This window comes from Pedobacter sp. (assembly GCF_035566355.1).
Taxonomy (GTDB): Bacteria; Bacteroidota; Bacteroidia; order Sphingobacteriales; family Sphingobacteriaceae; genus Pedobacter.
On the sequence record NZ_DATMRL010000460.1, the window covers coordinates 1 to 14,483 of the forward strand.

Annotated in this window: 14 protein-coding genes; 6 read left to right on the top strand and 8 right to left on the bottom strand. The window is 40.6% G+C overall.

Annotated elements, in window-relative coordinates:
- The 6 genes from VNZ46_RS17750 to VNZ46_RS17775 form a co-directional block, all read right to left on the bottom strand.
- The coding region (locus VNZ46_RS17750) for a hypothetical protein (RefSeq protein ID WP_325561374.1) at nucleotides 1-221 on the bottom strand (221 nt) is incomplete at its 3' end.
- Between the two features lie 7 nt (nucleotides 222-228).
- Entirely contained in the window at nucleotides 229-660 is a 432-nt protein-coding gene (gene dut, locus VNZ46_RS17755; protein WP_133782147.1) for a dUTP diphosphatase, read from the bottom strand.
- 7 nt (nucleotides 661-667) lie between these two features.
- Nucleotides 668-2,152 (bottom strand): lipopolysaccharide biosynthesis protein, encoded by a 1,485-nt coding sequence (locus VNZ46_RS17760; RefSeq protein WP_325561375.1) that lies wholly within the window; start codon nucleotides 2,150-2,152, stop codon nucleotides 668-670.
- A 2-nt stretch (nucleotides 2,153-2,154) separates the two neighbouring features.
- Complete coding sequence (locus VNZ46_RS17765) at nucleotides 2,155-2,427, bottom strand: acylphosphatase (RefSeq protein WP_325561376.1); 273 nt, start codon at nucleotides 2,425-2,427, stop codon at nucleotides 2,155-2,157.
- Nucleotide 2,428: 1 nt separating this feature from the next.
- Entirely contained in the window at nucleotides 2,429-3,400 is a 972-nt protein-coding gene (locus VNZ46_RS17770) for a nitronate monooxygenase (protein ID WP_325561377.1), read from the bottom strand.
- 7 nt (nucleotides 3,401-3,407) lie between these two features.
- Entirely contained in the window at nucleotides 3,408-4,580 is a 1,173-nt protein-coding gene (locus VNZ46_RS17775) for an amidohydrolase family protein (RefSeq protein WP_325561378.1), read from the bottom strand.
- Nucleotides 4,581-4,674: 94 nt separating this feature from the next.
- On the opposite strand from VNZ46_RS17775, the gene VNZ46_RS17780 reads away from it, so the two are divergent.
- Nucleotides 4,675-5,364 carry a YafY family protein gene (locus VNZ46_RS17780; RefSeq protein ID WP_325561379.1) on the top strand — a complete coding sequence of 230 codons (690 nt, stop codon included), beginning with the start codon at nucleotides 4,675-4,677 and terminating at the stop codon, nucleotides 5,362-5,364.
- Nucleotides 5,365-5,518: 154 nt separating this feature from the next.
- Here VNZ46_RS17780 and VNZ46_RS17785 read toward each other — a convergent pair whose 3' ends face one another.
- Entirely contained in the window at nucleotides 5,519-8,593 is a 3,075-nt protein-coding gene (locus VNZ46_RS17785; protein WP_325561380.1) for an AsmA family protein, read from the bottom strand.
- Nucleotides 8,594-8,710: 117 nt separating this feature from the next.
- On the opposite strand from VNZ46_RS17785, the gene VNZ46_RS17790 reads away from it, so the two are divergent.
- The 4 genes from VNZ46_RS17790 (at nucleotide 8,711) to VNZ46_RS17805 (ending at nucleotide 12,162) form a co-directional block, all read left to right on the top strand.
- On the top strand, nucleotides 8,711-9,208 hold the full coding sequence (locus VNZ46_RS17790) for a DinB family protein (protein WP_325561381.1): 498 nt from the start codon (nucleotides 8,711-8,713) through the stop codon (nucleotides 9,206-9,208).
- 84 nt (nucleotides 9,209-9,292) lie between these two features.
- Nucleotides 9,293-10,294, top strand: coding sequence for a 23S rRNA pseudouridine(2604) synthase RluF (gene rluF / locus VNZ46_RS17795; RefSeq protein ID WP_325561382.1), 1,002 nt, complete (start codon nucleotides 9,293-9,295; stop codon nucleotides 10,292-10,294).
- 67 nt (nucleotides 10,295-10,361) lie between these two features.
- Nucleotides 10,362-11,414: a 23S rRNA (adenine(2503)-C(2))-methyltransferase RlmN gene (rlmN, locus tag VNZ46_RS17800; RefSeq protein WP_199078353.1), complete on the top strand. Its 1,053-nt coding sequence runs from the start codon at nucleotides 10,362-10,364 to the stop codon at nucleotides 11,412-11,414.
- 58 nt (nucleotides 11,415-11,472) lie between these two features.
- Entirely contained in the window at nucleotides 11,473-12,162 is a 690-nt protein-coding gene (locus VNZ46_RS17805) for a ComF family protein (RefSeq protein ID WP_325561383.1), read from the top strand.
- Between the two features lie 281 nt (nucleotides 12,163-12,443).
- Here VNZ46_RS17805 and glyA read toward each other — a convergent pair whose 3' ends face one another.
- The gene (gene glyA / locus VNZ46_RS17810; protein WP_133782130.1) at nucleotides 12,444-13,715 is read right to left on the bottom strand and encodes a serine hydroxymethyltransferase; all 1,272 of its coding nucleotides are present in this window, start codon (nucleotides 13,713-13,715) and stop codon (nucleotides 12,444-12,446) included.
- Between the two features lie 233 nt (nucleotides 13,716-13,948).
- On the opposite strand from glyA, the gene VNZ46_RS17815 reads away from it, so the two are divergent.
- Nucleotides 13,949-14,483, top strand: a 535-nt coding sequence (locus VNZ46_RS17815) for a 1-deoxy-D-xylulose-5-phosphate synthase N-terminal domain-containing protein (RefSeq protein WP_325561384.1), incomplete at its 3' end; no start/stop codon positions are given.

The window sequence follows — 14,483 nt, forward strand, 5'->3', positions numbered from 1 at the left end:
TAGTCCAGACTGGCAATCTCGTAATAAGCATCTGCCTGCCTGGGGTCCAGACTGACCACCTTATTAAAACTCTCTACAGCTTTAATATAGTTTTCATTGATTTTGTAACGGATGCCATCAAAAAAAAAGCCCTTAACCAGGTTGCTATCTGGCTGAACCGGCTTTTGAGCAAAAGCAGGAAACGCAACAAATAGAAAAATAGTTAAGGCCCTGTATTTCATTTCCTTTTTATTTACCAGTATGACCGTATCCACCTGCGCCGCGAGCCGTATCGCTAAGCTCTTCTACAGGTGCCCAGCTCACCGTTTCGTGTTTAGCAATGATCATCTGAGCAATGCGATCCCCATTGTTCACGGCAAAATCTGTATCAGAAAGGTTCACAAGCAGCACTTTAATCTCCCCCCTGTAATCCGCATCAATCGTACCAGGCGAATTTACAATACTGATCCCATGTTTATAGGCCAAGCCGCTTCTTGGACGAATCTGAGCTTCATAACCAACAGGCAATTCTATATGGAGTCCGGTCGGGATCAAAACCCTTTGCAAAGGCTTAATCACAACTTCATGTTCAACAAAGGCACGCATATCCATACCTGCAGCATGTTCGGTTTCGTAAGCTGGCAAGGCATGGCCTGAATTATTGATAATATTTATCTTCATCTGATCTTTATTTTGTATTTAAAATTTTCTTAATGTCGTCTTTTTCCATAAAATAAATGCCCGCTACAAATAAAATAAGCAGACCATTACCAATATAGATATTCTGTTTAAAGGTATAAAAAGACAAATAAACCAGCACTATCGAAGTAGCAAGATAACCCAATGTTCTTTTTAAATTATATGGTATCGGATAATACTTCTGACCAAGAAGGTAAGAAATGGCCATGATAATCAAATAAGCCATCATACTCACCCAAGCCGAGCCCATATAGCTGTATTTAGGAATGAGAACAATATTCATCACAATAGTAAAAACCGCACCTACTAAAGAAATATATAAGCCATAACGGGTCTGATCAGATAACCTGTACCACACCGAGAGATTCATATAAATACCCAGGCATACATATCCGAATAACAAATAAGGAACAGCCGGAAGACCAATCCAATATTTACTGGCAATAAAATGTTTCAGCAAATCTAAATTCGCAATCAAGCCCACAAATAAAATGGCCAGGGCGAGAACAAAATAATTCAGAATAGTTGCGTAAGTATTCTTTGCATTTTTATTTTTTGCATGGCTAAAGAAAAAAGGCTCCGCCCCCAATCTAAAAGCCGTATTAAAAATACTGATAAAAATGGCCAGTTTACAAACCGCCCCATAGATCCCAGTTTCCTGATCAGCTATATTGTGCGGCAAGTATTTACTCAGTAAAATCTTATCCAGATTTTCATTGACAATAAAAGACAAGTTTGCCACGAGTACCGGCCAACTGTAGCCAAACATCTTATAAAAAAGCGCTTTATCAAACTTAATCTCCAGCTCCATAAACTGAGGTAGAAGCAGCAGAAACGTCACCAGGCTGGCTACCAGATTAGAGATGAATACATAGCCTACCCATCCAGCCCTAAACCAGCTTTCGAGCCAATGCGCACCCACCATCTGGTGTTTAATAATGAAGGGAATCACAAAAATAAAAATAAGGTTAAGGCCCACAAAACAACCAATATTCAAAAATTTGATCAGGCTATACCGAAAAGGTTTACCATCCGCTCTAAGCTTAGCAAAGGGAATTACGCAAATAGCATCCAAAAAAAGAAACCAGGAAAAATAACGAATATAACGGCGCTGGTCGTCCAGTCCAGCCATGGAACCATTCATCGTGAATTTTGCAAAATAGTCTGTAAAAATCAGCCCGGTGATTAAAACCAGGGCAGATATGAAAGCAATAATCCAAAAACTGTTGTTGTAAACTTCCTTTTTCTTATCCTCATACTTATTGAGGTAACGAAAAAAAGTAGTCTCCATGCCAAATGCCAGGATAACATTGAGAATAGAGGCATAACTGTACATTTTGGTAAAGATTCCATATACACCTTCCGCATATACCCGCGTATAGATTGGAGTCAGAATAAAATTGAATAACCTTGAAAATATGGTACTTATCCCATAGATCATCGTCTGACCGGCAAATTTTTTAAAAACAGACACGGCTACCTTTTAAGAATTTCGAAATTACGATAGTTTTTAAACTCTGCAGGGCTTACCTCTACAAGTTCAATTTTAGAACGGTCAGGTCCTTCATGGCACCATTCCGTAAAAACCTCCAGTTGCAGGTCATCACCTTCCGCCTCTATATAAACAGAGCCGTCCTTTTCATTTCTGATCAGGCCTCTTACCCCCATCTGATCTGCGATAGCTTTGGTCGTAGCCCTGAAGGAAACACCCTGTACCTTTCCCGTTATTCTGATATTAATATGCTTCATTTTATACTTGCTTTTCACCATGAACTTCAAAGTCCATTTCGCTAATTCTCTTTTTTTCCGATAAAAATTCTTTCCAGATGCGCTGCAAAATAGCAGCAGCAGGCTCCACCTGGTTTAACGCAGCGGATATTTGACCAATTTCCAGTTCACCTTCTTCCATATCTCCTTCAAACATTCCAGCCTTAGCTCTCGCCCGTCCAAGCAACACTCGCAACCGGTCGGCATCCAACCCCTCATTCTCTGCTTGTATTACTTTTTCTGCAAAAGTATTATTTAATAACCGCACCGGCACCAATTTTTTCAGGCTTAATCTTGTATCGCCCTCTCCGGCACTAATAATCTTCTTTTTAAAATTGTCATGGGCCGATGATTCCCTGGCCACTGCAAATGCAGACCCAACCTGCACTGCCTCTGCCCCTAAAGCAAAAGCAGCCAGCATCGCCGCACCACTACCTATTCCTCCGGCAGCAATAACGGGTATTCTAACCACATTTTTAACCAATGGAATCAGACATAAAGTGGTGGTTTCTTCCCTTCCATTATGCCCTCCGGCCTCAAAACCCTCGGCAACAATAGCATCTACCCCGCAGGATTCTGATTTAAGCGCAAACTTTGTATTGGCTACCACATGCACTACTGTAATGCCGTGTTGCTTCAAAAAACTTGTCCAGGCACCCGGATTTCCCGCAGAAGTAAAAACAATCTTTACCTCTTCTTCAACCAGGATCTGCATGATCTCCTCCACATTTGGATAAAGTAAGGGTACATTTACTGCAAAGGGATAAACTGTTGCTGCTTTACACCTCTGAATATGCATTTTAAGCACATCTGGATACATGGACCCTGCCCCAATGATCCCTAAACCTCCGGCATTCGAAACAGCAGAAGCCAGTTTCCAGCCACTGCACCAAATCATTCCGGCCTGTATCACCGGATACTTTATCTTAAATAAATCAGTTATTCTGTTGGACATGTGCAAGTTAAATTATTCTTCTGATGCTGGTTTTATCACTAATTTTCCCTTCAGGAGCAAACTCTACCAGGTTAAGCCCGGGCCTCTTTCCCTTTTCCAAAGTCCCGTAATCTCCTTCAATGCCCAGATAAACAGCCCCATTCCATGTTGCCCATTTCAGCAAGGTTTCAAAACTCAAGTTAAAATTTTCCTGGAGTGTTTTCATTTCAGCCAATATACTCAACTGATGATTACTCGCCAGACTGTCTGTGCCGATCGTGATGTTGAGACCTGCATCAGCCAGCATTTGTACATCGGGCAGCCTGTTTTCTATATATAGATTGGCATTCGGACATAAACACCAATACAAACCGTCATGTATGGACTCCGCAAAACGAATATCTTCCACTGAGGTCAACGTATTATGAACCAGGAGTACCCTGCTTTTAGGTAATTCATCAATAACACTTTGCAGAGCACTTTTTCCTGTAGCAGAAAAAGAAGAAATATCCAGTCCTAAAAATTCATACAATTTCAAAAATGCGCCCTGCTTGGATTGGAAAAAAAGATTTTCATCCTCCGTTTCCTGATTGTGCATACTCAACAGATTGTCCTCTTTCAGACTATAATCTTTAATAGCCGCAAAAAGTTCTTTAGATATCGAATAAGGCGCATGTGGAACAATCGAAGCTTTTAAAGGCTTAAACTCCTCTTTCATCTTTAATGCCCTTTCAAATATTGTTTTGGCCTGCGCAGGATTAAAGCCTAATGTTTCAATAAAAGTATGGTAATATAGTCTGCTTCCCGTCTTCGTCGCTCGTGACACCAGCTGGTTGGAAATATCGCCAACGGCCACAATACCATTTGCCAGCATTTCCAGATCGGCCTTTTGCATCGCCTCTGAAATCATTTCTTCACTGCTATCGCGATGTTTAATCACCTGCTGAACAAAAGCCTGAAGCCCCGTGTGCTCAGGAATTTTCCCAACAAGATGAGACAACTCTAAATGACAATGGGTATTGATCAAACCCGGAATCAAAAAACCATCATAATGCCTTATGTTTTCAAAACCCTGTTCCTTTGCCTGTTCCAAATGGAGAACAGCATGAACTGTCCCGTCCTCTTCCAGGACAATTACCCCATTTTCTATAGGCGGAGAAGAAACCGGATAAACAACAGACGCAGATATATATTGAAGCATAAGCACAAATTACGGCTATACAAATCAATCCAGCAAATTAAGCCAGAGGCCTTTCAAATTTATTACATTTGCATACATCATCAACCCTACCCTAATGAACCGGATAGACAGGCTTTTTGGAATACTAGTCTTACTTCAAACGAAGAAATATATTACAGCAGAAAAAATTTCAGATCACTACCAGATCAGTATAAGGACAGTGTACAGAGATATAAAGGCACTGATTGAACAAGGTATTCCCATCAGCTTTGAACAGCCAAAAGGCTATTTTATAGTGCAGGGATACTTCCTGCCGCCGGTTTCTTTTAATACAGAAGAAGCCAATGCACTGCTCATTATGGAAAGATTGGTTGCCGGATTTACAGACCAGTCCATTCAGACACATTATTCCAGTGCTTTAAACAAAGTCAAAGCTGTATTGAGAAGCCAGCAAAAGGAAAAACTGGAGTTCTTAAACGAAAACATAAAATTACAACTGCCTGATTATATAAAAAATGAATTCCAGCATTTATCTGTTCTTCAGCATGTCATTTCCTCCAAAACACAGATTGAACTCGATTACATCAACAACAATAACGAAAGTAGTTTGAGGGTCGTAGAACCTATAGGTCTTATTTTTTATGCCTTTAACTGGCACCTGATTGCCTGGTGCCATCTGCGTGGAGAATACCGTGATTTCAGGGTTTCCAGAATTGGACGGGTCAGATGCCTGGAATTGCCCTTTCACAAACAAGATCACATGTCTGTTGCCGATTATATGAAAAAACTACCTGTCAATTATTAATAAACCTGGAATAAAAGGAAACAAAGAGCAGATGAATCCGCATATACTCCGCGTATAGTCCGCATCCAGTCCGCGTTTTCATCATAAAATGCGGATTAGATATAGATTTTTCGCATGATAAAAGCCGAGTTATCCACTCCTTGCCATAGCTTAGTTATTCTTCTGTTTCCTCCAGCTTACCTTCTTTATTCCTCTTTAAACTTACCTTCGGTTTGTCCTGGGTACCGGTAATACTCAATGGAATACCAATCAGGCCAAAAGGAGGGAGTCCAAGCCTTCCACTCATATTAAGCCGGCCGTCAAAACTAACCTGTCCTTCAAACCTTGGTCTGAATCCGGCAACGCGCATTTTAAACCGTTCAATGGTAATGATATTCTTACTGATCGTACTTTTTATATTGACTTCCGAAAGGTCGGGATTGCTTAAACTGTCTCTTTTTGTGGCTTTACCCACTGCATTCATAAACTTAAATCCACTCAGACTGATCTTTTTAAGAGACAATGTTCCTCCCCCTTTTAAGGAAGGATAAACCGGTCCCATGTCCTGGTTCAATTTACCAGACAATTGATAGTCCAGACCAACAATTCCTTTTGCCTTGGCCGCTGAACTGGCCAGCTCTCTAAACATTTTGATCTCTTTGTAAGCCCTGGCAATATCAAATTCTTTAGCCAGAATATGGTAATCGAAAACGGCAGATTTAGGCGTTAAACTTTTGTAGGTCGCATCCATAGTTACAGGTGCATCAATGATGTTAAAGCCAGTTTGACTTAAAGTCATCACACCAGCATTTAACCCAAGGCTACCCTTGGCATTCTTAATCAACATACCTTTATAATGTACCGCATCAGCACTCGCCGTTAAAGAAACATTTAGATTATCGGGGATCAGAATCACACCGGAGCCAGAAGATGGTGCAGTTGTTCCAGCCCCTTCGTTATACACCATAAACTCATCTGCATACAGATGTTTACTTTGTAAATTGAACTGTCCCGTTAGCTTCGCCGTTTTATTCAGCGCATAATTAACTACATTTCCAAGCTCCCCATCCAGTTTAAAATCCGATGCCCCATAAGTTGCATTGAATTGTTCAAATTTCATTTTATCCTGAAAGAAAGAGAATACCCCATTTTTAATCAGGAAAGACTTTGGAAAAAGATCAGATTGGAGGGCCAGATCATGAACAACGACCTTTCCTTTATTGTTGAGTTTACCATATCGGCCGGCCATTGCATCACTTTGCAAACCCTGAAGAGATACATTGGTAAAAACCGTCCCCTTTACCCCATAACCCTTCAATGCAAAAAGCCTATAGATTTTACCTATATCTATAGTTCCATTGGATTGAACATGATAAGCTACGTTGTCAAAATTCTTTACATCCGCTTTTAACAAAAAGGGCTGCGTACCCAACTGGAAGGAAACAGGCTTAATATTTAAGCGGGTACCTTTCAGGGTACCATCCTGATTAACCAGTGAGGCATCAACTACAATATGTTCTAAAGCCTGATCAAAATTCTTCGTCTTTATCCGTCCGTTATTTAAATGAATTGTAGCCTGTGTGACCGGAAATAGTCTCTTTCGTTTATTATAACTTCCTTTTGTTTTTACATCCAGATTCAGCATGCCGCTCAAATCAAGATCTTTTACCGGATAAAAACTTTTCAGTTCAGCAAAATTAAACACAGATTTTAAGTCTGAATTTATCGTGATGTTATCCGTAGTCCGGAAATTCACAGAACCCCGAATATAATTATCCAGTGCCTGGATATGAATTTGACTGATATCAAACCAGGTACTTTTATATTGTCCATCCATATTTTCCCCGGTAAGGTTAAAATTAATATGATCAATAGCTACCGGCAGGGAAGCGTATTTAAAATACCCTCCGGTAAGAGAAGATTTCAGCTCAAACCTGGGAATCGTTGCAATAACTGTATCTATCTGCCTGATTCCACTTCTGACTACTTTTTTAGTGTATTTGCCATCTGCCTTAAGATCCAAGGTCAAACGTCCCTTTAAATGCTCCAGTTGAAAAACCTTAGCCCACTTTTCCAGATCAATAGCAGCCCTGGTTTTAATATGAATGTCGGGATCTTTTAAGCCGTTAAGCTTCACCACCGCATTCACATGATCTTTCCCCATTGTAAAGTAAAGACTATCCATATTGACATATAAACTGTCTGGGTTTAAACTTGGCAGACGTGTCTGCAGGTTCAAAAACAGGTGACGAATAGGTAACGGGGCTTTCGGATTGTTGATTTCCCCATCACGTATTTTCATATTAAAAGCAAGCGCAGGCATGGTTTTGCTTTTGGCCAGGTATTTCCCGATCAGGGAAGCATTAATTTCTGCATAACCTTTAATATTGGTTTTTTCCATTCGTTCGGCAATAGCTGGTGGAAGGGCAGTAAAAATATTGTGCAAATCTGTTTCCTTAGCTACTGTTTTAAAGTTGATATCATAACCATCTTTTAAAAAAGAAAAACGACCAACAAACTGGATAGGCAGTGAATTAATTTTCAGGTCATTTTCATTAAAGATCAGGTCCAGGGAATTTGTATTGATCTTCGTCAGCAGTTTAGCATTGATCTTTTTATGAACCAGATAAGCCTCCTTATTATAATACAGATCCAATGTATCAATCACGGCATTACTTTTCAAGTCAAAGACTGCCTTGCTCAAGTCTCCTTTTCCCGAATAATTTAAGCCTGTAGCCTTTACCATCATCGGAACAGACAAATCATCATAAATCAGGTTACTTTTATTGATAAATATCCCTTCAATCTTTACCGCCGTAGAACTGGTATCCTGCACTTTAGCAGAAGTATCTGCTTTGCTTTTAAAAACATTGTAATTCGCATTGCCCTTTTCATCCACTTTTACGTGAATATCTGCCTGGTCTAAAAAGATCTGGTCAATCTTGATCTCGCTGGACAAAAGAGAGCCTAGATTTACCCGAAACGACAATTCTTTTGCATAAAGAAGTGTATCTTTTTGAAAAGGCGCCGCACCTTTCATAGTAAAATCATTTAAGCTTAAGGTCAAGGAAGGAAAATGCTTAAAAAAGGAAAGGCTGCTGTGCCCGAATTTTACTTCCCCCTGTATATTTTTATTTACCCATTTCTGCGCTTCCCTGGAAATGGTATCGGGTAAGAGGTAAGGCGTTACAAACGCAAGCAATACAATCGTGATCAGGCTTATGCCTGTAATTTTAAGAACTTTTTTCAATCTGAGGAGTCTGTAAATATAGACGGCGCAAAGTTAATTGTTTTCCTTAAAAAAACACGCTGCCATAGGGCTGTCAGTGCTGCTTATTTACTTTGTGTTATAAAACAAAATAAAATTATGGAACTGATAAAAATGTACCTGGAAGAACTGGACCAGGAAGCCGTAACCTCAAGAAAAATGCTGGAAAGAATCCCGGAAGATAAATTTGGCTGGAAACCACATGAAAAAAGCATGAACATTAAAACTCTTGCTACACACCTGGCAGATCTGCACAGCTGGATTGGATTGGTATTGAGCACAGATGAACTGGACTTTTCCAATATGCCTTACCAGGTTGACGATGTGAATACACCTCAGGAACTACTTTCCCTTCTTGAAAAAAGCCTGGCTAAATCCAGAGCTCAGCTGGTGCCCGAAAATGAAACCAAACTAGAAGAGAAATGGACACTCAGAAATGCTGACCAGATTTATGATGTGTCGCCTAAATATGCGGTGATCCGGATGTCACTGAACCAAATTGTGCACCACAGGGCCCAGTTAGGGGTTTATCTTCGCCTTTTGAACATTCCAATTCCGGGAAGTTATGGTCCAAGCGCCGATGAAAACACCTTCTAAAATCCTATTATAAAAACATTTTGATAGTATATATGGGTTTAAATTGATTCCTTTGCAAAAGGAAATCAATTTAAACCCTTCCCCATGTCAGATTCTACTACAAGATTAAATAAATACATTAGTGAAAGCGGTTTGTGCTCCAGACGGGCGGCAGACAGATATATAGAACAGGGCAATGTATATATTAACGGCAGAAAGGCCAAGGTTGGCGATAAAGTATTTTTTGGAGACGTTGTTGTGGTTAACGGCCAGACAATAGAGCCTAAAGCTGCAGAAAACTCCATTTTGCTGGCTTTTAACAAGCCTACAGGCATTACCAGTACAACAGAAGCGGGCGTTAAAAGCAATATAGTAGACTATGTAAACCATAGTGAACGTGTTTTCCCGATTGGCCGGTTGGATAAAGATTCCCAGGGCCTGATTTTCCTTACCAATAACGGCGACCTTGTCAACAAGATATTAAGAGCCGGCAATAACCATGAAAAGGAATACATTGTAACGGTCAATAAGCCGATCACCGATCGCTTTGTAGAAGGTATGTCTAAAGGCGTTCCGGTACTGGGCGTGATGACCAAAAAATGTAAAGTAACCAAAGAAGCTCCGCAAGTCTTTAAAATCGTGTTAATCCAGGGCCTGAACAGACAGATCAGAAGGATGTGCGAATATTTTGGATATGAAGTCACCAAACTGGAACGGGTAAGGATCATGAACATCAGCCTGAAAGGCTTACCCCTGGGAGAATGGAGGGAGCTAACACCTGAAGAGCAGGACGGGATCTATAAAATGGTAGCCAAATCCAGCTCGGAAAAATCAGCTGCCCCTAAAAGGATTACTAAAAAAGGAGCTGAAGCACCCGAGGCTCCTGTAACCAAACGCACAACATCTTCAAGACCAAAACCTGCAGCCTCCTCTCGTGCGGGAAAACCGAAGGCAGACAGCAGAAATGCCTCTTCTTCTAAAAGAACCACAAACGCTGCAGGCGTAACCGACTGGCATAAATCTAATGGCCCCAGCAAAAGACCTGTAAGACCATCCAAAGGAAGACCAGGTGCACCGGCTGCTAAGACCAGAAGCCCAAAGCGTTAACTAGGTGAATTGATTAGTAAGTCCTTATGACAAATAATCACGTTTTTTTAGGTAACTTTGCAGCCAAATGGCTATCACTAAAAAAACAGACATTCGTGCGCTAGACCTGAATCAGTTACAGCAGCATTTTATTTCTATTCAGGAACCTTCTTACCGCGCCAAACAGGTGTATCAGTGGTTATGGGAAAAATCTGCCCGCACTTTTGAACAGATGAGCAACTTATCCAAAGACTTGCGTAAAAAACTGGATGAGAACTTTGCGATTAATGTAGTAGAAGTAAACAACTCCCAGTTCAGCAACGACCATACGATAAAAAACACCTTTAAACTTTATGATGGAAACATTGTGGAAGGTGTTCTGATTCCTATGGAAGAGCGAATGACAGCTTGTGTAAGTTCGCAGGTAGGCTGCAGTCTAACCTGTAAATTCTGTGCCACGGGTTATATGGATCGCAAAAGAAACCTGAACGCAGATGAGATCTATGATCAGGTGGTACTTATTGACCAGCAGGCCAAACAAAACTACAATGCTCCTTTAACCAATATCGTATATATGGGGATGGGAGAACCCCTGCTGAATTATGCGAATGTGTTAAAATCCATCGAACGGATCACGGCACCTGATGGTTTAAACATGTCTTATAAACGGATTACCGTTTCTACTGCCGGCATAGCCAAAATGATCAAAAAACTGGGTGACGACGGTGTTAAGTTCAATCTTGCACTTTCACTTCATGCGGCGAACGATAAAAAGCGCAATGAAATTATGCCTATTAATGAACAAAACTCGTTAAAGGCACTTGAAGAGGCATTAAAGTATTATTTTTCAAAAACCAAAAATCCGATTACCTACGAGTATATTGTTTTCAACAATTTCAATGACGAAATTGAAGACGCCATGGACCTGGCCAAGTTTTGTAAACATGTGCCTTGTAAAGTCAATCTGATTGAATACAATCCAATTCAGTTTGCTGATTTTATCAATGCGGAAGGGGATAAAATTGATGCCTTTTCAAATTACCTGAAAAGCCAGGGCATTAATACCAATATCAGACGCAGCCGTGGAAAAGACATCGATGCAGCTTGCGGTCAACTGGCGGTAAAAGATCAGGCAAAATAAATTCTATTTGAATAGTTAGTCTTGCTGGAAAGAAATCTACATTGGCCATATGTGGTCAATGTTCAATTTATTTTATGATCTGGCAGATCTGCTTTTTCCAAGGCTATGTAATGCTTGCGACAGGCCTCTGCTCAAAGCAGAACGGGTAATTTGTCTAAAATGCGGGTATGATCTTCCCTATACAGACTTCCATCTTTTTGTTGATAATCCTCTGGCCAGGCAATTTTGGGGAAGGGTACCCCTACATGGCGCTACAGCGCTTCTTTATTTCAACAAGGGAGGTAAGACACAAAAGATGATCCACAACCTAAAGTACAGGCAACAAACCGGAATAGGCCTGTTCTTAGGAAGAAAGATAGGTGAACACTTGTTAAATACAGAACATTATCAGGATATTGATTTGATCATCCCGGTGCCCCTGCATCCCCGTAAAATGCGGAAAAGAGGTTATAACCAAAGCCAGTTTCTTGCAGAGGGAATTGCAGAAATACTAGGCATACAGGTCAACAATAAAACCTTAATCCGAAAAACAGCGACGCAAAGCCAGACAAAAAAGGATCGGTATACCAGATTTCAGAACCTGCAACACACCTTTAGTGTGGTAGACAAGAACATCCTTCAGGGTAAACATATCCTGCTCGTAGATGATGTGGTAACAACCGGGGCTACTTTAGAATCCTGCGCAGCTGAACTTCAACAATATGGACTAAAAAGACTCAGTATTGCAGCAGCAGCCTATGTCAGTTAAATATTTCAAATTAAATGAGGCAGAATAAAAATATTTTTGTTCCTTTGTTTCGAGAGCGTTAATTTAAGGGTCGATAATTCCTTCGGAAGACATCGGCCCTTTATTTTTTTAAGCCTATACAGATTACGCCTTACTCCAAATATTCTTAGTCAATTTCACCGGCAAATTCAGCCTGATGGCTTTTGTCCAAATAAAAAAGCAGTAGCTTTTTTAAACTACTGCTTTTTTAGAAAATTGTATCCGGCCATTGTACAACAGCCAGATTATAAAATCACTCCATGTTATTTATATAAAGGAAATTTGCTGATCAAAGCTAAAACCTGTTTTTTAATATTGGCAAGACTGGCTTCATCCTCAGGATTAACCAATACCTGATCAATCAGATCCACGATAGTTTCCATATCCTGCTCTTTTAGTCCACGGCTGGTTACAGCTGCAGTACCAACACGAATTCCCGAGGTTACAAACGGTGATTTGTCATCGAAAGGAACCATGTTCTTGTTTACCGTAATATCTGCTTTACCCAAAGCAGCTTCAGCCACTTTTCCGTTAATATTTTTATTCCGAAGATCAATCAGCATCAGGTGATTATCCGTGCCACCAGAAATGATGCCATAACCTTTTGCGACCAACGCTTTCGCCATTGCCTGTGCATTCGATTTTACCTGTTTGATATACTCGAGGTATTCATCACTTAAAGCTTCACCAAAAGCAATGGCTTTTGCTGCAATGATATGCTCCAAAGGACCGCCCTGTGTTCCTGGGAAAACAGCCATATCCAATACGGAAGACATCATTCTCACTTCTCCTTTTGGTGTTTTTAATCCAAACGGGTTTTCAAAATCTTTACCCATCATGATCATACCACCGCGCGGACCGCGTAAAGTTTTGTGTGTCGTTGTGGTTACGATATGGCAGTGTGGCAGCGGGTTGGCCAGCAATCCACGTGCAATCATACCTGCAGGATGAGAAATATCTGCAAGAACCAAAGCTCCGATTTTATCAGCAACACTGCGGATAAATGCATAATCCCACTCTCTTGAATAGGCTGATGCACCACAGATGATCAACTTTGGACGCTCCGCCAAAGCAACCTCTTCCAGCTTGGCGTAGTCAATTAAACCATCTTCTTTTTTAACGCCATAAAATAAAGGATGATACAATTTACCGGAAAAATTCACCGGCGATCCGTGTGTCAGGTGTCCGCCATGAGAAAGGTCAAAACCTAAAATTTTATCTCCTGGTTGTATAACCGCAAGCATTACTGCTGCATTTGCCTGAGCACCTGAATGTGGTTGTACATTCACCCATTCTGCACCGAATAGTTTTTTAGCACGTTCGATCGCTATATTTTCAATTTCATCTACAACTTCGCAACCGCCATAATAACGTTTTCCAGGCAAGCCTTCAGCATATTTATTGGTTAAAACCGAACCTGCAGCTTCCATGACCTGCTTGCTTACAAAATTTTCAGAAGCAATCAGCTCAAGTCCATTTTCCTGACGATCTAATTCCTTGTCAATCAAATCAAAAATTAAAGTATCACGTTTCATTTATATGTTTTGTTTTTATTTATTACGCATGAATAAAGCCTACAAAGAACGCTTCTGTACAGCCCTGTCTTTACAGCGGTAAAAATAATGATTTCTGGCGGAGTTTGGTTAGTAAAATGTTGTTAACCAAAATCTATTCATCGAAATCTGGACTTGCAGCCTGTTAACAGGGAATATTTATGCTGATTATATTAAACAAAATCCCTTACTTTGTAAATTCTATTAAGACCTATATGGAAGACAGTAAGCGTCCATTATTACCAAACATTAATTATCCTGCTGATCTAAAGCAGTATAAAGAAGAAGACCTGGAACAAATCAGCCAGGAACTCCGTCAGTATATTATTGACACTGTGAGTGTAAACGGAGGCCATTTTGCTGCCAGTCTTGGTGTAGTAGAATTAACCGTAGCACTGCATTACGTACTCAATACTCCTTATGATAAGCTCGTATGGGATGTCGGGCATCAGGCTTATGGTCATAAAATATTAACAGGAAGAAAATCCGTATTCCATACCAATCGCGTGCTTCACGGCATCAGTGGCTTCCCTAATATGGCGGAGAGTGAATATGATACCTTTGGCGTTGGCCATTCATCCACTTCCATTTCTGCCGCTTTGGGTATGGCAGTAGCCTCGCACTACAAAGGAGAAACAGACAGACAGCATGTCGCTGTAATCGGGGACGGAGCCATGACCGCCGGCCTTGCTTTTGAAGGCCTCAATCATGCCGGAATCGAAAACTCAAATCTTTTGGTGATCCTGAATG